This is a genomic window from Myroides oncorhynchi (genome assembly GCF_020905415.1).
GTDB classification, from domain to species: Bacteria; Bacteroidota; Bacteroidia; order Flavobacteriales; family Flavobacteriaceae; genus Flavobacterium; species Flavobacterium oncorhynchi_A.
This window is the reverse complement of sequence record NZ_JAJJMP010000001.1, coordinates 3,314,461-3,338,603: the sequence shown is the minus strand read 5'-3', so window position 1 is coordinate 3,338,603 and position 24,143 is coordinate 3,314,461. Positions and strand designations below refer to the sequence as shown.

The 24,143-nt window shown below is 30.0% G+C and carries 24 protein-coding genes; 4 read left to right on the top strand and 20 right to left on the bottom strand.

Translation table 11 applies throughout. The features are described from left to right. Position 1 precedes the first annotated feature (1 nt). Positions 2–2,566 carry an alpha/beta hydrolase family protein gene (locus LNQ81_RS14450; protein ID WP_229947905.1) on the top strand — a complete coding sequence of 855 codons (2,565 nt, stop codon included), beginning with the start codon at positions 2–4 and terminating at the stop codon, positions 2,564–2,566. A 60-nt stretch (positions 2,567–2,626) separates the two neighbouring features. Here LNQ81_RS14450 and LNQ81_RS14445 read toward each other — a convergent pair whose 3' ends face one another. Next, positions 2,627–2,950 (bottom strand): hypothetical protein, encoded by a 324-nt coding sequence (locus tag LNQ81_RS14445; protein WP_229947903.1) that lies wholly within the window; start codon positions 2,948–2,950, stop codon positions 2,627–2,629. Between the two features lie 303 nt (positions 2,951–3,253). After that, positions 3,254–4,147, bottom strand: a complete 894-nt coding sequence (locus LNQ81_RS14440) for a hypothetical protein (RefSeq protein WP_229947901.1) — start codon at positions 4,145–4,147, stop codon at positions 3,254–3,256. Positions 4,148–4,386: 239 nt separating this feature from the next. On the opposite strand from LNQ81_RS14440, the gene LNQ81_RS14435 reads away from it, so the two are divergent. Beyond that, positions 4,387–5,229, top strand: a complete 843-nt coding sequence (locus LNQ81_RS14435; RefSeq protein ID WP_229947899.1) for an RteC domain-containing protein — start codon at positions 4,387–4,389, stop codon at positions 5,227–5,229. Between the two features lie 72 nt (positions 5,230–5,301). Here the strand turns inward: LNQ81_RS14435 and arsA are convergent, their stop codons facing one another. From arsA to LNQ81_RS14365, 14 genes are all read right to left on the bottom strand, one after another. Continuing rightward, positions 5,302–7,032: an arsenical pump-driving ATPase gene (gene arsA, locus LNQ81_RS14430; RefSeq protein ID WP_229947897.1), complete on the bottom strand. Its 1,731-nt coding sequence runs from the start codon at positions 7,030–7,032 to the stop codon at positions 5,302–5,304. 87 nt (positions 7,033–7,119) lie between these two features. Then, the gene (arsD, locus tag LNQ81_RS14425; protein WP_058699358.1) at positions 7,120–7,452 is read right to left on the bottom strand and encodes an arsenite efflux transporter metallochaperone ArsD; all 333 of its coding nucleotides are present in this window, start codon (positions 7,450–7,452) and stop codon (positions 7,120–7,122) included. Further along, positions 7,449–7,691: a thioredoxin family protein gene (locus tag LNQ81_RS14420; protein ID WP_229947896.1), complete on the bottom strand. Its 243-nt coding sequence runs from the start codon at positions 7,689–7,691 to the stop codon at positions 7,449–7,451. Before LNQ81_RS14420 ends, arsD begins: the two co-directional genes overlap by 4 nt. A gap of 10 nt (positions 7,692–7,701) precedes the next feature. After that, on the bottom strand, positions 7,702–8,400 hold the full coding sequence (locus tag LNQ81_RS14415) for an aromatic aminobenezylarsenical efflux permease ArsG family transporter (RefSeq protein WP_006260101.1): 699 nt from the start codon (positions 8,398–8,400) through the stop codon (positions 7,702–7,704). Positions 8,401–8,508: 108 nt separating this feature from the next. After that, positions 8,509–10,083, bottom strand: a complete 1,575-nt coding sequence (gene tnpC, locus LNQ81_RS14410) for an IS66 family transposase (RefSeq protein ID WP_229946857.1) — start codon at positions 10,081–10,083, stop codon at positions 8,509–8,511. Between the two features lie 49 nt (positions 10,084–10,132). Further along, positions 10,133–10,471, bottom strand: a complete 339-nt coding sequence (tnpB, locus tag LNQ81_RS14405) for an IS66 family insertion sequence element accessory protein TnpB (protein ID WP_255669468.1) — start codon at positions 10,469–10,471, stop codon at positions 10,133–10,135. Next, positions 10,471–10,761, bottom strand: coding sequence for an IS66 family insertion sequence element accessory protein TnpA (tnpA, locus tag LNQ81_RS14400; protein ID WP_229946861.1), 291 nt, complete (start codon positions 10,759–10,761; stop codon positions 10,471–10,473). Before tnpA ends, tnpB begins: the two co-directional genes overlap by 1 nt. A 40-nt stretch (positions 10,762–10,801) precedes the next feature. After that, positions 10,802–11,236 (bottom strand): nitrophenyl compound nitroreductase subunit ArsF family protein, encoded by a 435-nt coding sequence (locus tag LNQ81_RS14395; protein ID WP_229947894.1) that lies wholly within the window; start codon positions 11,234–11,236, stop codon positions 10,802–10,804. A 94-nt stretch (positions 11,237–11,330) separates the two neighbouring features. Then, positions 11,331–11,651: an ArsR/SmtB family transcription factor gene (locus LNQ81_RS14390; protein ID WP_006260099.1), complete on the bottom strand. Its 321-nt coding sequence runs from the start codon at positions 11,649–11,651 to the stop codon at positions 11,331–11,333. Between the two features lie 63 nt (positions 11,652–11,714). Continuing rightward, on the bottom strand, positions 11,715–12,803 hold the full coding sequence (locus tag LNQ81_RS14385) for an ArsO family NAD(P)H-dependent flavin-containing monooxygenase (protein ID WP_229947892.1): 1,089 nt from the start codon (positions 12,801–12,803) through the stop codon (positions 11,715–11,717). A gap of 12 nt (positions 12,804–12,815) precedes the next feature. Further along, on the bottom strand, positions 12,816–13,850 hold the full coding sequence (arsB, locus tag LNQ81_RS14380) for an ACR3 family arsenite efflux transporter (RefSeq protein ID WP_006260097.1): 1,035 nt from the start codon (positions 13,848–13,850) through the stop codon (positions 12,816–12,818). 3 nt (positions 13,851–13,853) lie between these two features. Continuing rightward, positions 13,854–14,468: an arsenate-mycothiol transferase ArsC gene (locus LNQ81_RS14375; protein ID WP_229947891.1), complete on the bottom strand. Its 615-nt coding sequence runs from the start codon at positions 14,466–14,468 to the stop codon at positions 13,854–13,856. A 17-nt stretch (positions 14,469–14,485) separates the two neighbouring features. After that, on the bottom strand, positions 14,486–14,938 hold the full coding sequence (locus LNQ81_RS14370; protein WP_229947890.1) for a DUF6428 family protein: 453 nt from the start codon (positions 14,936–14,938) through the stop codon (positions 14,486–14,488). A gap of 61 nt (positions 14,939–14,999) precedes the next feature. Next, complete coding sequence (locus tag LNQ81_RS14365) at positions 15,000–15,329, bottom strand: ArsR/SmtB family transcription factor (protein ID WP_229947889.1); 330 nt, start codon at positions 15,327–15,329, stop codon at positions 15,000–15,002. Between the two features lie 291 nt (positions 15,330–15,620). On the opposite strand from LNQ81_RS14365, the gene LNQ81_RS14360 reads away from it, so the two are divergent. Together LNQ81_RS14360 and LNQ81_RS14355 are read left to right on the top strand one after the other, a co-directional pair. Next, the gene (locus LNQ81_RS14360; RefSeq protein WP_472850266.1) at positions 15,621–19,319 is read left to right on the top strand and encodes a YobI family P-loop NTPase; all 3,699 of its coding nucleotides are present in this window, start codon (positions 15,621–15,623) and stop codon (positions 19,317–19,319) included. A gap of 136 nt (positions 19,320–19,455) precedes the next feature. Next, positions 19,456–20,004 carry a hypothetical protein gene (locus tag LNQ81_RS14355; protein ID WP_229947887.1) on the top strand — a complete coding sequence of 183 codons (549 nt, stop codon included), beginning with the start codon at positions 19,456–19,458 and terminating at the stop codon, positions 20,002–20,004. A 72-nt stretch (positions 20,005–20,076) separates the two neighbouring features. On the opposite strand, the gene LNQ81_RS14350 is transcribed toward LNQ81_RS14355, so the two are convergent. From LNQ81_RS14350 to LNQ81_RS14335, 4 genes are all read right to left on the bottom strand, one after another. After that, a complete protein-coding gene (locus tag LNQ81_RS14350) occupies positions 20,077–20,376 on the bottom strand; it encodes a helix-turn-helix transcriptional regulator (RefSeq protein WP_229947886.1) in 300 nt (99 codons plus the stop codon). A 107-nt stretch (positions 20,377–20,483) separates the two neighbouring features. Continuing rightward, complete coding sequence (locus LNQ81_RS14345; protein WP_229947885.1) at positions 20,484–21,737, bottom strand: phage integrase SAM-like domain-containing protein; 1,254 nt, start codon at positions 21,735–21,737, stop codon at positions 20,484–20,486. Between the two features lie 546 nt (positions 21,738–22,283). Continuing rightward, positions 22,284–23,177 (bottom strand): IS1595 family transposase, encoded by an 894-nt coding sequence (locus LNQ81_RS14340; protein WP_229945071.1) that lies wholly within the window; start codon positions 23,175–23,177, stop codon positions 22,284–22,286. A gap of 37 nt (positions 23,178–23,214) precedes the next feature. Beyond that, the gene (locus LNQ81_RS14335) at positions 23,215–24,093 is read right to left on the bottom strand and encodes an ISAon1 family transposase (RefSeq protein ID WP_229947884.1); all 879 of its coding nucleotides are present in this window, start codon (positions 24,091–24,093) and stop codon (positions 23,215–23,217) included. Positions 24,094–24,143 lie beyond the last annotated feature (50 nt).

The window sequence follows — 24,143 nt, the reverse complement described above, 5'->3', positions numbered from 1 at the left end:
CATGCAAAAATATTTAATCAATCATTTTATCGCAATACTCTTAACTTTCTTATGCTTTAACTCCTTATTTGCCAATGAGTATAAAGGGAGAACCGCAATAGACTCTTTGGGGTATTATCTTGACCCTTCACTTATAAGTCCTGACGGTAATTGGGTTATTATTACTAAAACCTTCGCCTACAACAATCAACCAGAATCTATTTTCTATATTAATACCAAGACTAAACAGAAAATAGAAATTGATGATTATGCAACTTTAAACGAAAATCTTCTCTACAATGATTTAATACTTCAGAACAAAGACAATAACCTAACTGTGCTGAACTTAAAAAAAGACCAGAAAACTTTTGTACTTCCTAACATAAAACAGTTTTCCTCTAAAGCCATTAGAGATAATAATCTATTAATTACTCTCTCTAATGAAAATGCGTTACAAATTATCAAATTAGATAAACAAGGGAATCCAAATAAAATCTTGGTGAGTGAGCAAAATGTTGGTAAATATCTAATCAATAAAGATAAAACCAAACTTATCTATCAAAAACAAGATACCGATAATTTAACCTATGCTATAGATTTACAATCATTTAAAACCGTAGAATTTAAAGACCATATAGATACTTTAAAATCAATAAATTGGAACATCAATCAAGATAAAATTGCTTTTGTAAATAATGAAAACAAACTCTACCTATTAAATCTTAATACAGGAAAAACAAACATCCTACAACTAAGTAAAGACTCATTAGAACGACTTGAAATATTCTTTTACTCTAATGATGATCTCTTTATAAAATACAATGTAAAAACCAATGAAAAGATAGAAGAAAGTAAATACTTAGATATATGGAATGGGAACTCAAGATATTTATATCCAAGTACTTTTAAGCAAAAGTATAAATTAGAATACAAAGCATTTGTTTATAAATACACCACAAATACGCTCCATGAGCTTAATAGAACTAGAGATTATGACTACCAGTTTATAAATTTACCCAATCATATTTTGGCCTATAATCCGTTTAAGTTCCAAGATTTCACCTCCACTTCACCAAAAATTCAATATGATTTATTAGATATATACAACCTGACTACAATAAAATCTATAACAGATAATAATACTTCTGGTTTTATTGCATCAAACAATGGCAATTACGTTATATATCCAATAGATGAAACTAAATGGGAAGTTTTAAACATTAAGACTAAAGAATACACTACAATTGATTGTGATAAGTCAATTAATGTTACCCCTGTATGGTCATCCGACTCAAAGCATATTTTTTATGCCTTCAAGAATAAACTTATGCGTTTTGATTTATCAAATAAGAAACAGGTAACTCTTTTAGATAATAAAACAGATGCAAGAATCACCTTCTCTAATAAAAATAGACTAAACAATAAATTAGCAGCGACTATTGACACACAAAATCCTATATTAGTAACAATAAAAAACAATAATAATACATGGATCTATAAAATAGATAAAAACAAAAGTCAAATTATTATCGATTCTAAAGGAAATGATTTATCAAGGGTTTACTCACACCTAGGTAATCTAACAACCAAAGATTTAAATACAATTGTTTATACACAAGAAAACTATAATTTACCCATCTCTATTAAAGTTTTTAATCATGGTAAAATTTCAACGCTTTTAGAAAGCGAGATGCCTAAACATTTATATGCTGGTAGAAAAAAAGAAACAATAACCTTCAAAGATAAATTTGAAAAAGAATTAGAAGGAACCTTATATTACCCTAAGAACTTTGATAAAAACAAGAAATATCCAATGGTAGTCTATATCTATGGAGAGGAGAATACTGATATTAAAGAGTTTATACTTCCAACAGCACTGAATTCGATTGGTTTTAATATTCCACTTCTAAATGATAACGGCTATTTTGTTTATTATGTTCAATCTTATGTATCAGATCAAGGAGTTGGAATTTCAGCTGTAGAATCTGTAACAAGTGGTGTTAATGCTATATTGCAAAAAGAACAGACAATAGACAATCAAAAACTTGGGTTAATAGGACATTCGTTCGGAGCTTATAAAGCGAGTTTTATAGCTACTCAAACAAATATGTTTTCAGCTATTATAAGCGGCGCTGGAGCCCATGATATAATAGTAGGTAACATGTACCGCTATAACCTACATAGAAATAAGTTAAACTGGTTTATAGTTGAAAAGGGGCAGTATCAATTTAAACAAACCTATGCACAAAATCCACAAAAATACTTAGATAATTCTCCTATCTTACATGCACATAAAGTAAAAACACCAATACTACTATGGACTGGACTCAAAGATGAAAATGTTCCTTGGGAAAACACACGTAATATGTATGCAGCTCTTAAAAGATATCAAATTTCTACTATAGCGCTTTTTTACAAGAATATAGATCATGCTATTATGCCTAATCAATCCCTTGAAGATAATGACCTTACTTTTAGAGTGATGGATTGGTTTGATTATTTCTTAAAAAACAACAAAAACATAGATTGGATTAATAAAGGAATTGATCCAGATAACTATTCTTGGAATCTATTAGATAATTTTTAAATATAGCTTAAAAATAACAAGGGGACTATTGGTCCCCTTGTTTAGTATTTGAATACAATTCTACATAATTAAATGAAGAGGTCTATAGTCCGCAGCAGATGAATCCCATCCATAAATTTGTTGATTTACAGAAGAAATCTTTTCAATATATAACGGTCCATTTCCATCAAATTCACAATCTTTTCTACTAGGTAATACTACTTCCTGATAGGTACTTCCATCAAAATAGTATAGCTCCCCAAGATAAGTATTCTGAGTTAATACTACTGTTTCTACTTTAACAGCTTTATCTGTATTATTACTAGCATTCATAGTGAATGCACCTACTGTAAGCATTGCAACAACAGCTAAAGGCATAAATAGGTTTTTTATTGAGTTTTTCATAATTATAAAATTTAAGTTAGATCAACAAGTATTATACTAGTTGAGGGTGAAATTTCGTTTTTTAAGATTAGTAGGTTAAAATAGCAGTAACTGGTTTATTAAGCTTCTAAACCAAATAGATATAACACATAATATCTCTAGAAAATATAATGGTAGCAAGGCTATTTAATCATTAATAAGAAAAATAACTTATTAGTAATCAAATATTTCCTTACAAAATTCATTATAATAAACTATAGAAAAGTAAAGTTTGTGGATCAAAGAGTAAAGAATTGAGAGAAAAAAGTAAAGAATCGTGATATACTATTCTTTAAAAAGATTGGGGTTTTGAAAATCTAAAGGAGAGAATGGTTGATTCAGACTAAATTTCTTGTAAAAACTAACCTTTGAACCATGCCAATGTTGATCAATAATAATCTGAATATCTGTATTGCTAATTAGAATCATGCTTAAACACTCTTGCAAACGAATCCAAGTATAGTAATCATATACTGAAGTTCCCATATATAACTTAAAATCACGAAAAGAAGTATGATTAAAAAAGATTTTATTCTCTATCAATGTGCTATCCTCAGGTATAACCATCGAGAATGGAGACTTTAAAAAATCAGTACGAGAAGTTGAAAAATTACTCTCCTTTTGCTGTTCATAAAAACTCCTAAATTGCTTTAATAACAACTTTGCTTTATATTTTCCGATCTTCCATAATCTTGTTAGACTATCCTTGTGGTGATAAATATTAAACTTAAACTTCCATAAATAATAAGTTTGTATATCAGTCTTATGATTAATACAATAACCAACATAAGCTTGAAGGACTTGGTTCTTATAAAAGATAACCTGGATAATCTCTTTATCTCCAACATTTTTAGAGTTGTTTTCATCATCTAATCTTTCATATAACTCATTCTCTATCAGGTGTTGTTTGTCTGTAATTACCCTCCATATATTACTATTGTTTTCAACTATAATACAATTAGTTAGATTTTGATAGTTTTCTTGATAAATAGAAACTGACAACTTGTACATACTATTATAAGAACTAAAATAGAAATATTTTAAAAGTACATCAGAAGTTCTTTTACAAACATAATTACCCAAACCTCCATTCTCACTAACATGAAACTCTGTAATTAATTTTGAAAGAATATTTCGATACAACAAATTAAAAAAATCATAAGCCAAATCTAATCTCATAACACATACGATTAAATGTTCACAAGAAAAGATTTTAGGAGACCTATTCTCATGTTTAAAATTAACACACTGATATATAATCACTTAAAATTAGCAATATTTTAATTAAAAATCGCTTATTGAGATTTTTTAACATTTAATCACCTTTAGTTTAAGTAAATTCACTACTACTTAAACAGACTAGTTTCAAAATAATTTATTGAATAAATGAGTCAATTAACCAATCAACAAAATAAATTATGACAAAACTCAACAGTTGGAATGTAGAACACTACATTCTAAAAGAAGAAGAAAAGGTTTTTACAAACTCACTTAACATTATTCCAAATGCTAAACACATGGTACTTTACATCAGTGAAATACTATCGACTTTAAAGAAAACAATTCTATTACAAGGCTTCCCAAATAAACAAGAAGAAATTCATTTTTTTAAAGAAATTAAACCTAAAATCTTAAGTAAACTTATCTTCTATAACAAGCTGTATCGTATAGAAACGTTCTCTCCTACATATTCAAATAACTTACTCGAAAACTATTATCTAAAAAGAGTTGAACAGTTATCAATTGAGTTTAAAAATCATGCACATAAAACTGATTTTTATCGGTACTACAAAAGTGAAAGAACAGACAAAGACATGGAATATTTTACATTAGGCAATATTAATTTTCACAATGGATTAAGTAGTATTGTATTTGAAATAGATCCTAAATTCTCAACATATTATGACTATAAAGTAGCCAGAATATTAGCTAATGAAAATCTCTATGACTATCTACAATCTAAAATTATATCCATTCAAACTAACTACAATCTCACTAATTTACAACAAAGTGATTCTCTTGTGTGGTCAGAGTCACAGAATGCCTTAATCGAGCTTATTTATGCTCTTCACGTAGCAGGTTCTATAAACTATGGTAAAGGTGAAATACGCAAAATAGCACTTTTATTTCAAGGGTTATTTGGTGTCTCTTTAATTGATATTCATCATGCCTTTCATCGTATGAAGGCAAGAGCTAAGTCGAAAACAAGCTATTTGGATAAATTAAAAGAAGCCTTAGAGGAGTATATGGATAAAACGTAATATGAAAAAAAACATCACACTGAATTAGTATGACATGCTAATTCAAGTGTGATGTTTTTAAAAAGTACTTCTTTATTCAACCTTTTCCATCCAAGGTATTACAACAAAATTACCTTTAGAAAGTTCATTGACTTTATTAATCCATTGTACTTCCGTTTTTGCTTTATCCTTCAGGAAAGTACTTGTTGTATCTGTTAGATATAAACTTGAGTTTATTACCCACCATTTATTGTGTATACCTGCTCTTGCAAGATCTTCTTGTAAGCGTTGTGCTTCAAATACAGGCGTTGTTTCTGGTAACGTAACAATAACTACTTCTGTTTCTTGTTCATTTCTTAAACGTGGTAATAAATTCTGAACAGCCTCGCTAATATCTCCTTGTGTACGCTCTACTTCTTTGTGATAGCTTTGAGTTGAATCTAATAACAATAAAGTATGACCTGTTGGTGCTGTATCGATAACAATTACTTCATGGTCTGCTATAGCTACAATCTCAGCAAAAGCATTAAAAACAGCTATTTCCTGTGTACAAGGAGAGCGTAAATCTTCCTCGATATAACTTAAATCACTGTTCCCCATAGTTTGTCTTGCCTTAGCTAAAACTTTCTCTTTATAAGCTTCTAACACCTTCTTCTCATCAATATGACTAACAGTAAGCCCTTCCACCTGTGTATTTACATACTCTAAGTGATTGGCTGGATCTGTTGTACTTAGGTGAACCTTAACTCCTTTTTTAACCAGTCCTCTAGCGATTCGAGCAGCTATTGTTGTTTTCCCTACACCTCCTTTACCCATTGTAAAAATCACTTTTTTCTTAGAAATGAAAAGGTCTTCTATTAATACATCAATATCTTGTAACTCGCTTTTGTCTAAGCTATTTTCAGTCAAAACAGCACTTGTATTAGAAATAAGCATATTTCTAATATTATCAATTCCAGTCATATTATACGATCTTAATGGAACATAATAGGTTGGAATATCAAGAAGCCTTTTACTTCTATTTTCTAAGGCACTTTGCTGGCGTTTATACAACTTACTTGAAATAGAATCATCCTGATCAAAATTCTCTAGCACTCCATTGATGATTAAACGTTGAGATTGTATATCTAACTCAAGTAACTCCTTATATGAACGCTCTACTTCTTTTAATGGTGTTTCATCTGGACGACTCACCAAAAATAAAGTTGTATTATTTTTATCACTCAATGTTTTAACTGCCTGCTCGTAAACCTCTTTACGATCACCTAATCCTGACAATTGCCCAAGACAAGAAACACCTGTTGTATTTTCATCAATGAATGTATTCCATGCTGCTGGTAGTTGTAACATTCTAAGTGTATGTCCTGTTGGTGCTGTATCAAACACAATATGGTCATATAAATCGTGTTTCTCTTTATTGGTAATTACATCCGCAAATTCATTGAAAGAAGCAATCTCCACTGTACATGATCCTGATAGTTGCTCTTCCATATTAAATAAAACAGCCTCAGGTAACTTTCCTCGATAAGGTCCTATTATGGATTCTTTATATTCTAAAGCTGCTTGCTCTGGGTTTAAATTCAAAATAGAAAGATTTGGAATATCTTTTAACTTAGTTACCTTATTACTCAGAGGTATATCAAATACATCTTGCAAATTTGATGCAGGGTCTGTACTAATAAGTAATACATTTTTCCCACTGTCTGCTAAGTTTAAAGAAGTAGCACATGCAATTGATGTTTTTCCTACTCCTCCTTTACCTGTAAAGAAAATATATTTTGTAAATCCTTCATTATAGGGATTATATAGTTTAAAATTACTCATAACTACTGTTTTTATTATTCAATACAATTCCTGTTCGACATACATTTAGGTATGTCAAACTAAATTGAAATTGAATATTTGGTTAGATTATTTTGTAACAATCAAATCAGATTCTGACACTTCAAGCCATTCTGAAATTTGCTTATTACTAGGATATGATTTAGTGAGAACAATTACTCCATTTAAGGTAGTAATAGGAAAATTATCGATAGACTCTTTTTGGATAAAATCATTAACTACTTTAGTGTCTACATAAACTTGAGGATTGTCACGTAAGTTAAATCGCTCAACTAAAATGCCTTTTTTCTTTAGGCTTTCTATTACAACAGCAATACGCATTAATTCAGGATCAATATTAACCCCACAAAGCCCTGTTGGACAACATAAAGCTGGATCGTAAATCTTTACTTCATTTTTCATATCTGATGTTTTTTAATTAATTCCTTTACTTTTTCTTTTGATGGAACATACCCCTTTACAGTAACTTCTCCATTAATAACCAAAGCAGGTAAAGACATAATGTTATATTTTACAATCTCTATGATATCATCCTGCTTTGTAACTTTGATATCAGAACCTAATTCTTTTACTACAGATTCTACGGTTTCTAAAGTTACTTTACACTTGGCACAACCTGTACCTAAAACTATTATTTCCATATCTATTTTTTTATAAATTCACATATATATAATAAACACCTACAACAATAAAAACAGCAGATATAATACGTCTGAACCAAATTTCAAAACTCTTCATCTTATTGTAGAAATGCCCTACATTAGATACACTGTAAGCAAGTAAAAAAGCTATGATGATTACAGGCAACCCTGTTGCTAAAGCAAAAACTGGTGCTAATAATAATCCTGAAGCACTCGCCATAATTAAAGGAATCATCACTCCAAAAAACAATACTCCACTGTAAGGACAAAACGCTAAAGCAAATAAAACACCAAGTAAAAAAGCATTGAAATAATTCTTCTTAAAGTTCTTTTGATTTACCTTCTGACTTAGTGATCCTACTCCTGGTATATTTAATTTAATAATATCAAGCATTAAAATACCGATAAGAATTAATCCAATTCCCAAATAAACACCACTTACATTTTGCAATAGTTTTGCTACTTGAAACTTACTTGCTCCAAAATAGAAAATAACTCCTAATACAGTATAAGTAAATGCACGACCTAAGGTGTAAAACAGCCCATTAAATAATACTTTACGCTTAACTGTAATATCTTTACTTAAATAAGCTGTAGCTGTAATGTTAGTAGCTAAGGGACAAGGACTAATAGCAGTCATCAGTCCCAATAAAAACGCAGTTACTATTGGAATATCAGAACTGTCTACTAATTGTTGTAGTAATTCCATCTAACATTAAAGTTTTTTGTTTACTTGTTCAACTATAAGCTCTTCTAATACCTTTGGTGTTGTTAGTGCTGTGTAAGCCCCCGAGCAAGTGCATCTTGTGAGATATAATTATTCTTCTACGTTATCTACGATAAGTTTCTTGTAGTTATGAGGATATAAATCTGTAATATTCTTGTGGTTTATGGATTGAATATTTTTCAATACGTATTTTAACCATTGATATGGATTGACATCGTGCTTTTTACAATTAGCAAAAAACGTATACGCCATAGCTGCTCTTTGCGCTGCATCGTGTGATCCTGCGAATAAGTAGTTTTTACGACCAAGAGCTACAGGTCTAATAGCGTTTTCTACAAGATTGTTGTCTATCTGTAAGTTTCCGTCGTATAAGTACGCACTAAGACTATCCCATCTTGTTTGTGAGTAAGCAAAGGCTTTACCTATTTGACTTTTAGGCAAGGTAAGTTTCATTTGAGTAAACATGTATTTACCAAGTTCGTTGATAATAGGTAAACTCTCTTTTAGACGAAGCTCTTTAATTTGCTGTGGAGTTAAGTTTTGTTCTTTAGCTTGTCGTTCCACAGCATATAGCTTCTGTATTTCAGCAAGTACATGTTGAGCTCTTGTTTTATCATTGTCTAAAGCTCTTTCAAATTCACGACGAGCATGTGCCCAGCACCCAAGATGCGTTACATCTGACTTATTTCCATAGGCTTTATACCCTGCGTAACCATCGGTTTGCAGATACCCTTTGAAGTTTTCTAATATAGGTAGTGCAGCGCTACTGGCACGAGTAGGACTGTAATTAAACATCACGAGCTTGGATATAGGTGCGTGATACACCCAATAATAGCCAAGATGAGACTTATCTTTCTTTTTCTCATCCAAAACTTTGATGGTGGTTTCGTCAACTTGAAGATACCCTTCGTTTTTGATATCCATCACAAGCTTTTCATATAGAGGCTTTAAAGCATCCATACTTTGAGCGACCCAACCATCTATTGTAGAAGAAGCTATATCGATGTTTTCTCTGGAAAAGCGTTGCTTCTGTCTATATAAAGGAAGGTGATCTACGTACTTGTCAACTAATATTGTTGATAGAAGTCCTTCTGAAGCTATTCCTTTATCAATAATTCGCTCTGGAAGATCGCCAATACTAATTTTAGTATTGTCTTTATCTTTAGTAGCGTATTTATATCTAATAAGTCTCTTTATTTTAAAATAGCCTGGAACGTAATCTAAGATATCTGTGATTTCCTTACCAATGCAAATCATATCTGAGTAGTCTGTTTCTGGATAGATATGTGTTTCTTCTACAAGTAAGTGATCTGGCAGTTTAGCTCGTCCTGGATGTTTCTTTTTCTCACGAGAGTAGGTAATCTCTTGTTTGATTACTTCTTCTTGTTCTTCTAAAACTGCTTGTTCAACGTCTAAGGGTAACTGAGTTTGATTAGGGTCTTCAAAGCGTTCACGACTCTGACCGAACTTCATACGTTGAAGTAGTTTGACTAAACGCTCTAATTCTGTGTTTTTATCTTCTAATTTAGAATTTTTCTCTTCTAAAACAGATGTTTTATGTTCTTGCTTTGAGATTGCCTTCTCTTGTTTAGAAATAGTCTTTGACTGCTTTTTTATAAGCGCCAAAAGTTGTTCTTTTGATAAATTTTCTAAGTCTATTTCCATACAGTAAATATACGACATAAGCCCCGTTTACACAAGGTATGCGCGTATTTTACTTCAATAAAAACCTTCTTTTTTGACTACTTTTTATAACCTGTATACCTTCTATCATAAGTACTAAATCACTCCAACTTATTTGTGTTTTACTATGAACCGGAAAAGCAAAGGTACCTTGCTCTAAGCGTTTGTGATATAACACAAACCCACCTGTTTCCCAATGTAAGAGCTTCATTTGATTACCTCGGCGATTGATAAAGACATAGACACTGCCATTATGAGCTACTTGATTAAGTTCGTTTTGAACAATACCACACAGAGAATCAAAACTCTTACGCATATCACAAGCTGATTTATACAAATGAAATTGATGAGAACTACTCAAGCTAAACATTAAACTAAGTTTACTAATGAATACAGTTCACTTAGATTATCTGTATGTACTCGTAACTTTACACCATTAGGATACATAATCTCATATTCTTGAATACTACTAGCTATTGGATCCTTTTTTACAGTTATAAAATTGCTATCCACTGATTGGATTGACGCTGCCTTATACTTGACTACCCAATAACTAAATGTTGCTAACTTAATTCCTACATTTTCACAGTATCTTGTCTGTGTTAATCCACTTACTTGCCAATCCTCTACGTGAGAGTACATTATTTCTTGTTTGCTCATCTATTTATTATTTGAAGCAAACTTACTACCTTACGTTAGCTTATGAAATATGTGGTTGCTCGGGTGGATACAGTGCTGTTGCAAAAGCATCTTCTGTTAGATTAATTGAATCATCGCCCTTTGCAATAATAAGTGCATTCCAAGTCACTTCATATTTTTCCACTAAATCACTATACTGCTTTTCACTTGTATCTACTTCAATAAACTTCACTAACTCATTACTAGCAAAAGCCCCTTCTACAGTTTTCTTAGTTAAATCTCCAACTGCTAAACAAGTTTTACAGCGTTGCTTTCCATGAAAATAATAAACATAAACCATCGTGTTATCCGATTTCTCTTGTATAGTCTGCTCTTGATCTAATGCTTCTATACTCGACTCAACTAACGCATCTTGTTCTTGTGTCTTTTTCTTGTCTGAACATGAACTAGTAACTAAAGCCAACATACAGATAAGGCTCAAAAAAGTTGTTTTCATAAGTATTAATTTTGATGTTATTTAATTTTTTTAGTTTCAATAATTGTTAATGTTCGTAATTCGTAAAACTACGAACATTAAATGTAAATTTTTTTTATGAGCACTCAGAAGGCTTTTTAATATCTTCAAAAAACTCGTTTAATAGTTGCTTAGCAATTCGCCAATTTTCTTTATTAATACAATACTTTACTGTAGGTAAATTAATCGTTCCTTGAATCAAGCCAGCTTCTCTTAATTCTTTTAAATGTTGAGACAATGTACTTTTTGCTACAGGTAATACCTCTGACATATCTCCATGAAAACAACACTCCTGAGAAGCAAGCATTTCTAAAATGGCTACTCGTATAGGATGAGATAAAGCCTTCGTTATTCTTGCTATCTCTACTTGTTTTTCTGTTAAGTCTCTTTTCAACATACCCTTATCATTTATCAAATTAATCTATTCGTAAATATACGAACAATTTATCTAAAGTTATTCTTACAACTTTAAAAAATCTACAACTTCTTCCACTGTACTCCTAGCAGACCTACCTACTCCTATTAATGTTGCAGAAGCAAAACCAGTCCAATCACCATACCCTACAAGCCACAAACCATTAATTCCTTCAACTTTGCTATTACCATTGGTATTCACTCTGCCATCTGGTTGAAGAATACCCAAAGGTTCTAAATGCTTTAAGGCAGGCTTAAATCCTGTACACCAAATAACAACATCAAAGTTTTCTTCTTCTCCATTTTTCCAAACAACACCATTTTCAGTAAAGCGTTCAACCTCTCCTTTACTATTTAAAATACCTCTTGCTCTAGCATCCACAACAGGGGGAACCATAACAATACTTCTTACATTATATTTTGCTTGTGCCTGATCATTACCCGCCTTTTGGTCATTATATTTTTGCGTTGCTACATCAAAAAGTACCCTACCATCAACATCGTCAGGCAAAAAAGCTGGCGCTCCTATTGTTGACCAAGTAACAGCTGTATACTTGGAAACTTCTGCTAAAATTTGTGCTCCAGAGTTACCTCCACCAATGACCAATACTTTTTTTTCTATAAAATCTGAAGCATTTTTATAATAAGCAGAATGTAATTGTTCATTTTTAAACTGATCTAAACCTTTAAAGACAGGAACAAAAGGACTAGCCCATGTTCCTGTAGCAGATATTACTGCTTTTGCTTTGAAATCGCCAATCGAAGTTTTTAAAGTAAATCCTCCCTCTTGCTTTAAAACTGCTGTAACCTGAACAGATCTTTTTACAGGGAGTTCATATTTAGACTGATAATCTTCCATATAGGAAATAACCTCATCTCGAACAGGATAATAGTTTTCTGATTTAGGAAACATAAAGCCTGGTAAAGAGCTAAACTCAGCAGGAGAAAACAAAGACAATGAATCCCATCCGTGAATCCAAGCTCCTCCTGGTTGAGATTGCTGATCTAAAATCAAATACTTTATTTGTGTTCTTCTTAAATAGAACCCACAAGCCAAAGCACTTTGACCACCACCAATAATGATTAAATCATAATCATTTTGATCAACTTTATTATCATTTACAAAACTTCTCATAAAGGCTATATTTTACTTTGTATAATATTTCTTTTTCATCCATAAACTCACACGAACCAGTAAAATCAATACAGGAACTTCTACTAAAGGTCCGATAACCCCAACAAAAGCTTGAGGAGAATGTATCCCAAATACAGCAATCGCCACCGCAATCGCTAATTCAAAATTATTACCCGATGCAGTAAAAGAAATAGCAGCATTTTTATCATAATCAACATTCATTGACTTGTTTAAAAAGAAGCTAACAAAGAACATCAAGACAAAATAAATCACAAGTGGAATAGCAACCTTAACTACCTGCATAGGTAATTGAACAATTTGTTCTCCTTTTAAACTAAACATAAGTACAATGGTAAATAGTAAAGCATATAGAGTAAAGGGTGAAATAAAAGGGATAAACTTGCGCTTAAACCAATCTTCTCCTTTTATTTTAATTAGGTACTTATGACTTAAAAAGCCAGCTAAAAATGGAATACCTAAATAAATAAGCACACTTTGTACAACATCGCTCATCTTAATTGAAATAGCATAATCAGCAAATCCAAAATAAGAAGGTAATACATTGATAAAAAGCCAAACAAAGAAGCTATAAAACAGCACTTGGAAAACACTATTTAATGCAATCAGCAAGGCAGCATACTCTCGATTACCTTTTGCTAAATCATTCCATACAATCACCATTGCAATACATCTGGCTAAACCAATAAGAATCAACCCTACCATATAATCAGGTTCATCACGCATGAAAATAATAGCCAGAACAAACATTAAAACAGGTCCTACAATCCAGTTTAAGAAAAGAGATAAGCTTAGTACTTTCTTATCCTTAAAAGCCATTGGTAATAGATTATAATCAACCTTAGCCAGTGGAGGATACATCATGATGATTAGCCCTATAGCCAGCGGAATATTGGTAGCTCCTATAGACAGTTTATCCATTACATTAGAAACACTTGGAAATACATTTCCTATCAAAACACCAATCCCCATAGCCAAGAAAATCCAAAGGGTTAAGTATCGATCTAAAAATTTCATTCTAACTTGCATAACTTACTTTTTAATTTGTGATAAGATGTAAAACATTTCACTTGCAATTTCAATACTTCGATTAAAATATCCTGTTTGTTGATTTGCTGTTCCATCAAATGCCTTAGGATCCTCGAATGTAATAGGGATTCTTCGCTCAGCACCTGCTATAAAAGGACAACCTCCATCAGCCTGTGAACAAGTCATTACAGCTGCAAAATCACCACTTGGATTAAAAGCAGCATCGTACTTCTTAGAAAAACCAATAATAGGAACTTCATTATCACCATACTTTATAGCATAAATAGGATTCTCTCCTTCTGCAATTTTAAATACATCAAGCCCTTGTTCTTTCAGAACTGTAGCAACCATTGGATACATAGCTGTTTGCTCGGTTCCTCCTGAATAACAAGTAACATTTGCAATGCCATAGTAACTAGCCGCTACTTGCATCCAAATCTGAGTCAAATGACTTCTTCTTGAATTATGTGTACAGATAAAATTGATTCGAATTGGAGATTTTGAATCAACCTTAGATTGAATATAAGCCACCAAAGGAGCCAAAGCTTCTTTTCTACTATCACTTATCATTTGTGATTCAAGTATAGTGCTAATTGTAGTTGATAATGTTTTATACATCTTTTACTTTTTTAAGATTAACAACATCCAGAGTTAGGATCACAACAACTAGTTTGAGTTACCTGATTACTTGGTGTAATTCCACAAGCATCTTCAGCTAAACAAGCAGTCAATGTATTTTTTAATAAAAAGTGAGTTCCATTAAATTCTAAGAAATACTTTCCTATTGTTTCTTTACCTTGAACTTCTACTTCAATCTCCGCATCAACAATACCTAATTTTGTTTCTGACAATCGAATAATATTAAGCAATTTACCTGCTTTTAAACGGTGTTCATAATCATCTGCATTCCACAATTGAAAACTTACCTTAACCTCTTCTCTTATTGTTCCTCCACAGTCAATAAACTTTTTTGTTACCTGACCTACTTCTGTTACATGGAAGTGTTCTGCAACAAACGTTCCATCTTCAAATTGAAAATCTACTCGATCTAAATTTCCTAAAACTGCTTTTACTTCTGATAATTTCATATTATAATTCTATTTTGTTTTATTATAATCGCAATATTACGATGATTTTAATTAAAAAATATTAACAGCAACCTTCTGACTGGATTCTTTGAGTAAAAAACATTTTAAATTCCTCAAAAAACTCATTCCAAACTGCATCATCAATACAGTAACAAACTGATTTACCATCAATTGTTCCTTTAATTAGCCCACTATTCTTAAGCTCTTTTAGGTGCTGTGAAATAGTTGCTTGAGCCAATCCAAGCTCTTCTACCAAATCATTACAAATGCAAGCATCTTGATTGATAATATACTGAAGAATTGCAAGTCTTGCTGGATGCCCTAAAACCTTAAACATAAGCGACAACCTATTCTTCTTATCACTAAATAATTCTGATTTTGTTACTCCCATTGTTTTATACTTAATTACATATCGCAATATTACGATGAATTTTTAAACTGACAAAATATTTTAAAAGAAAAAACCTTTCATACAATGATTAATAAGTCTCTAAGAATATAATGTCTAATTACTCACTCAATATTCTTATTGAAATATCAATCTAAAAAACCGATACTTTCTTCTCTTAACTTACCACTTACTATTACAAATACGAAGTATTTCTTATATGTTTATTAAATACTTATTTTTTATATCTTTATGAGTTAACTTTTAACGATTATGAAAGCCTTTATTAAACTGATAAAAGAACAATTTCTTAAACTAATTGATTCAATAATTAAGTTTCTTGAATCAATTCGATATAAAATCACTGACAAAGAAGAAGAGAAGTTAGGTTATACATCATTATCTCCCATCATTACTAAAGAAGAGAATTGTCATTACTCTAAAGCATTATTATGGGCATTAGAGAATCGTAAAAATGAAGACATAAAGAACATCGCTTTAACAGGTCCATATGGCGCAGGGAAAAGTACTATTTTAAAGACATTCCAACATAATTATAAAGGTAAGGATTTAAAATTTTTAAACATTTCATTAGCCACTTTTAAAGATGAAGAGCCTAGATTTGATGAAAATGGTAAAAAAATCAAAGTTGATAAAACGGAACTACTTAGACTTATAGAAATTAGTATTTTGGAGCAAATTTTTTATCATGAAGAAGATAAAAAAATACCTGATTCAAGATTTAAAAAAATAAAGAGCTATAGTTCTTCTAATTTGTTTTTACGTTCTATAGGATATCTAGCTTTTGCAATAGCCCTTTATAACTACATCAATCCATACTTTATTCAAACTATCTTTAAAGATACTCCCCTTTATAATAAAATTTGTGACATTGTTCATTATTTTGGTATTGTCATAATAATCATTGGCTTATTTTTTATCATTTTAAAATCAGTCAGAATTATTAGTGCTGTCACAATAAATAAATTTAAGATACAAAATGCTGAAATAGGTATTGGAGATCAACTTAATAAATCTATCTTAAATCATCACATAGATGAGATTCTTTATTTCTTTTCTATAAGACCATATAATGTGATAGTAATTGAGGATTTGGATAGATTTCGTGAAACAGAAATCTTTACCAAACTAAGAGAACTTAACTTACTATTAAACAACTCTGAAAAAACCAAACGTAAAGAAATTGTTTTTCTTTATGCTGTTCGTGATGATATGTTTACAGATAAAGAACGAACAAAGTTTTTTGATTTTATCATTCCTGTAATACCTGTTATAAATTCATCAAATTCAAGTGAAATACTACTGAAAAAGAAAAAAGAATTTGGTTTTAATTTAAGTGATAATTTGATTGAAGACATATCTTTTTTTATCGATGATATGCGCTTGCTTCACAATATATCAAATGAGTTTTATCTGTATAGCAAAAAATTAAATGACACGTTAAATCAAGACAAACTATTTGCTATAATAACTTACAAGAACATCTATCCGAATGATTTTATGCAGTTAAGTTATAATGAAGGGAATCTATATGAGATTTTTAATTCAAAAGCAATTTTTATAAAAAATTCATTGAATAAAATTAATGAAGAGATTAATGTTGCTAAAAGTCAAATTAGGGACTATGAAAACTTATTTATAGATAATATTAAAGATTTAAGATTGCTCTATTTGTTTAGGGTAATGAATACTTTACCCGAGTTTAGGTCATTTATTATAAATAATGATACTATATCAATCGATGAAATGGTAGAAGATATCAACTTTTCATACATTACATCAGATAATTATCAATACAACAAACTATATGCCCAAAGTTATAGTTTATTAAGTAGAGCCACAGGTTTGTCTACAAAATTTTCTGAGATTGAAGAAAAAATTGACCCAAACAAATCTTACGCAGAAAAGGAAAAGGAGATTATAGAACTTAAAAACGGCAGAATTTCTTCCCTCAAAAATAAAATAAACGAATTAGACAAACAAAAAACTATAATTAGAAATTATAAAATAGCGGAACTCTTAAAATCAAATAATTTCAATGAAATCAGTATTAGCAAAGATATTAATCTTAAGTTTATAATTATTCTTTTAAGAAATAACTATATAGCAGAGGATTATATAGATTACATTTCATTATTTCATGAAGAAAGTATCACTAGATCTGACTATCAATTCCATATTAGTGTAAAAAACTCAATAAAGCAACCTTTCAACTTTAAATTATCTAAAATTGAAAAATTACTTTCAAAAATTAACCTATTTGACTTCCAGACAGAGTATATATTAAACTATGATCTTTTAGATTTTTTACTTACTAATCAAAATAAATATAAAACTCAATTAGAATCGATATTTAACAAACTTAAAGATGAGTCAGATATATCTATTGAGTTTATCAAAGGATATTTTGAAACATCTCAAAAACTAGATTCTTTCATAAACATACTATGCGACAAATGGGGTAATATATGGGGATATATAGAAACTAGTGTTGACTTTACAGATGAGTTAAAAAACTCAATCTTTAAAAGTATCATTGATAATGGAAACATAGATGCTATAGTTGAGATTTCAAACCAATCTTCTTTTACAAAAGTCATGCTATCTAATCCTCTATTCTTAAACATCACTGAGAATCACAAAAAACTCAAAGAAATTATTGAAGAATTAAATATCCTTTTTACTCAAATTGACTTTGCTAATTCTACAGATGAAATGCTCTCCTTTATCTATAAGAATCAATATTATCAAATAAATATTGATATGATAGTTTCCATAATTAATAAATTTGGCGAGTTTAATCAAGTAGATTTTGATAACTCTAACTTTTTTGCAATTAAGAATTCAAAAGTAGAAGAATTAGCTAGATACATAGAGGAGAATATTAATACATACATAGAAAACGTATATTTAAAAATAACTAGTAATGTAAATGAAAAAGAAAATTTTTTAGTAGAACTACTTAATAATAAAAATATTAATAATAAAAACAAGGAACGCATTATTATCCAAGTAAAAACTAAGATTAGTAAGCTTTCTACAATTAATAATATTGAACTATACTCTAAAATACTAGAAAACAATCTATTGATTCCATCTTGGGAAAATTTATTACATGAGTATTCTAATCAAGATATTGGTGAGGAAGAAGATACTAAACTAGAAATCACACAATCTACTATTGAGTTTATCAATATAATTGAAAATGCAGAAGAATTATCGAAAACGAAAATATCAACAGACGAAACTACCAAACCTACTTATCTCAAATTTTGGCGAAAAATACTTCAAAATGATCAGATAGAAGACACTTCTTATGCTTTAATAAGTAAATCAAGTCCTTGGTGTTATAGTAACTTAAACTTTGACACAATATCTAATAATAAGATTAAATCACTTATTAATAATAATTGTTTAGATCCTATTGTTGAAACTTTTAATTCACTAAAAGAAAAATCTAACGGATTGAATATTCTTCTACTTGAAACCAAAAAAAATAATTACTTCAAAATCTTAAATCAGCTTGAATTTGATAGCGACGATATAGAATTAATACTGAAGTCTTCTCTCTTAGATGATTCCGAAAAGCTGACCATATTAAATCAATGTCCTGATAATGTGATTGCTACAAATAATAATTTAAAACTATTAAGTTCTATACTTATAACAGATAGTAAATTCACTGTTAACGATACAATTTTAAGTTCAATTCTAAATAACAGCCATATTTCTGTTATTGAACGCCTTAAACTATTCAACAAAAACTACAAAAAATATGATTTAGTATTCATTGAGAATTACTTAGAAAATTTAGGAAATGAATATGCTCAAATTACTGACAAGAGTAGAAAAGCAAGAATTGCTAAGAACACTGATAATGAACAACTTTTAAATATTCTAGTAAGTGAAGGTTATATATCATCTTTTTCAGATAAAGACTCTCACTATAGTATAAATCATAAAAGGACATAACTCTCGCTTAAAAATCAATACTTTAATAGAATATAAGTCTAAACATCGTCCAGCAGATCAACAACTATATTATATATCAGAAGATAATCATGAAGCACTCAAACACTAGAATAAAAAACACTAATTTATCTTAAAGATGAAAGCGAAAACTAAAAATTATATTGAAACGTGGAAAAATAAAATAGCAGAATATAAAGATGATAGCCTAATAACTTTATTTGATAAGTATACTGCATTATACACTCTTTACAACAGGCTTTTTAACGAATCTTATCAAGATTTAGAATCAAACAAAAATCTAGAAAAACCACGATATTCAGATTTTGAAAAAGCTACTAAGCTTGTTATTCAATACAATGGTGCTAATAATATATTTATTCAGCTAGAAGAACAAGACTGTATAAAGGATGTTAATGCCATTTCTAACTTAATTAAAAATAATGTATTTCATATTAATTTAGAGGATGGGGTTCCACGAGAAGACTTTGATCTTCAACTTGCCCAAAATATGGAAAATGATGATGTGAATTTAAAAGTTCAAGCAATCTTAAGTACTATATACAATGTAAGATGTAATATGCAACATGGAGAAAAACATTTTCAAGAACAACAAAGATTATTATTAGAACCATTAATAAGAATTTTACAATCAATTACTGAGTTACAAATTCTTAAATTACAATAAAACTTATCTGATAAGACAAGGTTAGCAAATAGCTAACCTTGTTACTTTAATAAGAATTTTAATTCTTCATTTTTAAATTTTCTTCAATGTGTAGTTCTGAGTTTTTTCCTTTATAGAATCTTCACTTAATGATTTGTTTTTGATCAACCATTGATCAATTTCAGATTTCTGAAAATAGAGGAATTTGCCATTTGGTTTTGAAAATGGGATAGCATTAGTGTGAACAAGTTTGTAGATATATGATTTTTTAAACCCTGTGTATTCTTGTAAGTCATCGATATTTAAAACTTCTTTTATACCAGTCACTACCCTACTCTCTAACAAACTCAAAACATAATCTAATTTTTTCAAAATTTCTTTACTTTTTTTCATACTATACGAATTTTAATGGTTATTAGTGTAGTAATGTAAAGAATGATTACTATGGTAGATTCATATTGTCTTTCAGTTACTTTAAATGGCATTTTAATGCTTAAAATTCATAATGTATCTATGTACTTAAATGCTGAAACTGCACTTTCTAATTTATTTTTGCCTATATAAGTTAGCAGCATAGCTTCGGTTGAATGCCCTGTTAAATCTTTAAGCAAAGACGTAGGCATTTTTCCATAATACAATGTAGCAAATGTTCTTCGTCCAATATGAGTAGTTACAAAGTTATATTTTTCTGCTTTAACTACCTTTTTTCTATAACCATGCTTAGTTTGGACAGCCATACCGCCATGTACTAAGTCATTAATACCTATAAGTTCCGTTAATTCCTTAATTTGCTTATTGTATTCTTGATCAACAAGTGCTTTAGGAAATTCACCATTTCTATAATCCAATATCCTTTCAACTTCAGAATGAAGTGGAACACTAATATGTTTCTTTGTTTTCTTTTGTTGAATTTGAAGAATTTTTCGCCCTTCCATTTTCATAATCATCTCACTTTTGAATCGCATAAAATCAGATACACGTTGTCCTGTGTAACAACTAATTACAAGCCAATCTCTTGCAGTTTCTAAATACTTGAATTCATCTTCAAACTCATAATAGCAAATTTTATCAAGTTCATCTTTTGTAAAAAAAATGATATGTTCATTTCTATATTTTTTAAAAGTCAAAGTATCATATAACATATTAGTATGAACGCCTAAGCTTCTAGCGTGATTACATAAAGTTTTTATACTCACAAATTCACGTTGTAGAGTATTTTGGGAATACTCATTCTCTTTATAATAAGATTCAAATTTTTTTCTAAACTTTTCATTGATGGTGTTAAAATGAATTTGTTCATCAAAGGCCTTTTCCAACCTTCTAATCTTATTTTTAAGTGTAGTGTACTTTTTTATGTGACAACTTGATAATTCATGTTTACGGTATTCTAAATAATAGTCGATATATTTAAATATACGCGTAGGTATCTTTTGCTCAAGAGAAGGATTATAAAATAACTTGATCTTTTTATCAAGCCATCTTTTACTAATACGTTTAGCCTCTATCTCCTCGACTTCTTTTAATATAAAATTCTCTATTTTGAATAGATATTGTTCAAGAACAAGCTTCTCGTTTTTTTTGTTAATATCGCGGATGCTGTTTTTTAGATGAATATTCTCCCAATACTCTTTAGTAACTTCAACTTTTGAATCAGTATCTAAAGTATGCTTAATGTTTTTATAGGTGTACCTTAATCTTAGAATTAAGTTAGCCCTATCTTTAGAAGAACGATATAGAAAGGTAATTCCTGCCATGATGAACTCTTTTAAGATTAATAATAGTTTTGTTATTATTAAATAACTAGGTCCATCAAGGATGACGTAAATATAGAAAATAATGTTTACTAAGCAAAAAGCACACAGTGTATAATGATGCCAATCAGAGATATGTCATTGAAAATCACTTAACTTTTTTAAGTAAATTAGAAGAATAATGTATGTTGTGTCATAAACAGATTTAAAAGAATAATATGCTAGAAATTTGTATAGAAAAACTTGTACGCTTTCTGTACGCTCTTGCCATAATATGTGAAATAAAAACATTAATACAATATAACTAAACACCTATAAATCAAATAATTATCTATTTTTATTTTCGTTATATTGTAGATGTTTTACCCTCTAAATCTTTCGGCGACTCCACAAATAAAAAAGCCTAACTATTTATAATCAAATAGTTAGGCTTTTTTATATTTATATTTGTACACTTTTATTTTTCGGATACTTTTAGAGGATCATAGTCAAAAGTTGTGTTTATGCATAAAGCTTAGTCAATCTGTATAAAAAGATTGAGTTATCTGTTTAGTTTCCGCTAATCATATTTAAAGTAGTTGGTTTCGCTTTAACCATCTTTACAATTGTGTTATGAAAAATAGTTTCCTTAAATAAGGATCTATTTAATCTATATACGAACTCATTAAAGTAAGCTTGGATGTATTTCTTATTGATATGTGAAGGTACAGTTCTAATCCAGGATTTAAGTTGGTGAATTATCACGTGTAATTCTTTAAAATTAGCACCTTTATCACTTTCTTTTTGAGTGATGTTATACTTTTTTTTCAAGGGATTGTATCCCCTCCATTTATCTGTAACTACATTAGCATCTTCTGAAATGTGTTGTTCGAATATAGTAGTTAATGACTTAGCAGAGTAATCGTCAATACACTTAACATAGGCTCTTTTTACTTTTCTTTCAGTATTTAACTCTACAGCTATCACTGCTTTAGCTTTTTTGGTGTCGTAACTTCTTCCTGGTTTTCCTTGTTCGTATCCCCCTACAACAAACTCATCAACATGGACTGTCTCAGTCATAGGAGATTGCTCGCTACTTTGCATAGCTAAACGAACTTTATGCATAAAGCCCCACGCTGTTGGCTGGCTTATACCATAGCGTTTACCCATTTGAATACTAGATATGCTTTTGGTAGAAGTTGTCATTTCAAACACAATCATAAATGCTTTATGTAAACCAAATTTGACTTTGTGAAATAAGGTATTAGCTGTTGAGCTTTCAACATGCTCACAGTTATAGCAATAGTATGAATGATTAGATTTTAAGCAACCTTTTTTGTGTCCACATTTTACACAAGTAAAACCGTTTGACCACTTTATTTTACTTAGATAAGCTTTACAAGATTCGTCATCTGGTAGTTCTTTTACTAAGTTAAGAATGTTTTGACCCTTAAAAATTTCCATACTGTTGATTTTAAGATACTAATGTACGGAAGTTAATTTAATAACTCAATAAAAAGAAATCAATATCTCTTACACCTCTAAACTGAGCTCTGAATGCTTTAATTTTGGCATTAAAAGATTCAGCAGAGGCATTGGTACTTCTATTATCAAAATAGTTAAGAATTGTTTTATAATTGATTTGCATTGTATTGATAACAGTGCCGAATTGTTTTAAATTAATCTTCATAACATCATTGTACCAATGAGCCAGTTTAGTATAAGCTACTTCTTTTACTGTGGTTGTGTTATATATTATTCTTAAGTGTTGCGCTACATTATAAGCTTGTTTAATCAAAGGATATTGATTAAATAATATATCTGCTCTTTGTATTTGATTAGTGGTCCATTTACTTGGATCCATAGTTAGTAGATATCTACTCCTTATAAGTAGTTGCTTAGCTGTATCTCCATTATCAAACTCTATTGGAATAAATTGTTTACCTTCTTTTTTAGCTTGTAGGATTAAGTTGTTTTCAATATCTGAAGCATTCCAACGTTCTTGTATTCTAATATCTTGTAATGCTTCATTTACTAGTTTCTGTACATGAAAACGATCTGTTACTTGTGTGGCATTAACAAAGCACTTCGTAACAATTTTTTTCATAGAATTTGCCATATCAAGTGTTATCTCCTTAACTTTAGATCTTGTCTTAGAGGAGATTGTAAGGAGCTTTTCTATAATAGGCTCTACTTTAGTGCCAGAAAAAATGGCTACTATACTCCCTTTCTTTCCTCTACTATACTTGTTTGTAATAATTGTATAGAGCTCACCTTTTGACAAAGCTGTTTCGTCTATTGATAGTTTAGGTCCTATGTTTTCAGGAAAAAGAAGATAGTCTTTAGCGTGTTCTTTTATGTTCCCAAGCTTGAAAATCACTTAGTGAATCTTTGTATTGGCGTTGTAGTTTTTTACCATCAATATTAAAG

What these genes read in the sequence shown, in the direction of transcription:
- LNQ81_RS14450 (WP_229947905.1), top strand. Translation starts at nt 2, where the DNA reads ATGCAAAAATATTTAATCAATCATTTTATCGCAATACTCTTAACTTTC.
- LNQ81_RS14445 (WP_229947903.1), bottom strand. Translation starts at nt 2,950, where the DNA reads ATGAAAAACTCAATAAAAAACCTATTTATGCCTTTAGCTGTTGTTGCA.
- LNQ81_RS14440 (WP_229947901.1), bottom strand. Translation starts at nt 4,147, where the DNA reads ATGAGATTAGATTTGGCTTATGATTTTTTTAATTTGTTGTATCGAAAT.
- LNQ81_RS14435 (WP_229947899.1), top strand. Translation starts at nt 4,387, where the DNA reads ATGACAAAACTCAACAGTTGGAATGTAGAACACTACATTCTAAAAGAA.
- arsA (WP_229947897.1), bottom strand. Translation starts at nt 7,032, where the DNA reads ATGAGTAATTTTAAACTATATAATCCCTATAATGAAGGATTTACAAAA.
- arsD (WP_058699358.1), bottom strand. Translation starts at nt 7,452, where the DNA reads ATGAAAAATGAAGTAAAGATTTACGATCCAGCTTTATGTTGTCCAACA.
- LNQ81_RS14420 (WP_229947896.1), bottom strand. Translation starts at nt 7,691, where the DNA reads ATGGAAATAATAGTTTTAGGTACAGGTTGTGCCAAGTGTAAAGTAACT.
- LNQ81_RS14415 (WP_006260101.1), bottom strand. Translation starts at nt 8,400, where the DNA reads ATGGAATTACTACAACAATTAGTAGACAGTTCTGATATTCCAATAGTA.
- tnpC (WP_229946857.1), bottom strand. Translation starts at nt 10,083, where the DNA reads ATGGAAATAGACTTAGAAAATTTATCAAAAGAACAACTTTTGGCGCTT.
- tnpB (WP_255669468.1), bottom strand. Translation starts at nt 10,471, where the DNA reads ATGTTTAGCTTGAGTAGTTCTCATCAATTTCATTTGTATAAATCAGCT.
- tnpA (WP_229946861.1), bottom strand. Translation starts at nt 10,761, where the DNA reads ATGAGCAAACAAGAAATAATGTACTCTCACGTAGAGGATTGGCAAGTA.
- LNQ81_RS14395 (WP_229947894.1), bottom strand. Translation starts at nt 11,236, where the DNA reads ATGAAAACAACTTTTTTGAGCCTTATCTGTATGTTGGCTTTAGTTACT.
- LNQ81_RS14390 (WP_006260099.1), bottom strand. Translation starts at nt 11,651, where the DNA reads ATGTTGAAAAGAGACTTAACAGAAAAACAAGTAGAGATAGCAAGAATA.
- LNQ81_RS14385 (WP_229947892.1), bottom strand. Translation starts at nt 12,803, where the DNA reads ATGAGAAGTTTTGTAAATGATAATAAAGTTGATCAAAATGATTATGAT.
- arsB (WP_006260097.1), bottom strand. Translation starts at nt 13,850, where the DNA reads ATGCAAGTTAGAATGAAATTTTTAGATCGATACTTAACCCTTTGGATT.
- LNQ81_RS14375 (WP_229947891.1), bottom strand. Translation starts at nt 14,468, where the DNA reads ATGTATAAAACATTATCAACTACAATTAGCACTATACTTGAATCACAA.
- LNQ81_RS14370 (WP_229947890.1), bottom strand. Translation starts at nt 14,938, where the DNA reads ATGAAATTATCAGAAGTAAAAGCAGTTTTAGGAAATTTAGATCGAGTA.
- LNQ81_RS14365 (WP_229947889.1), bottom strand. Translation starts at nt 15,329, where the DNA reads ATGGGAGTAACAAAATCAGAATTATTTAGTGATAAGAAGAATAGGTTG.
- LNQ81_RS14355 (WP_229947887.1), top strand. Translation starts at nt 19,456, where the DNA reads ATGAAAGCGAAAACTAAAAATTATATTGAAACGTGGAAAAATAAAATA.
- LNQ81_RS14350 (WP_229947886.1), bottom strand. Translation starts at nt 20,376, where the DNA reads ATGAAAAAAAGTAAAGAAATTTTGAAAAAATTAGATTATGTTTTGAGT.
- LNQ81_RS14345 (WP_229947885.1), bottom strand. Translation starts at nt 21,737, where the DNA reads ATGGCAGGAATTACCTTTCTATATCGTTCTTCTAAAGATAGGGCTAAC.
- LNQ81_RS14340 (WP_229945071.1), bottom strand. Translation starts at nt 23,177, where the DNA reads ATGGAAATTTTTAAGGGTCAAAACATTCTTAACTTAGTAAAAGAACTA.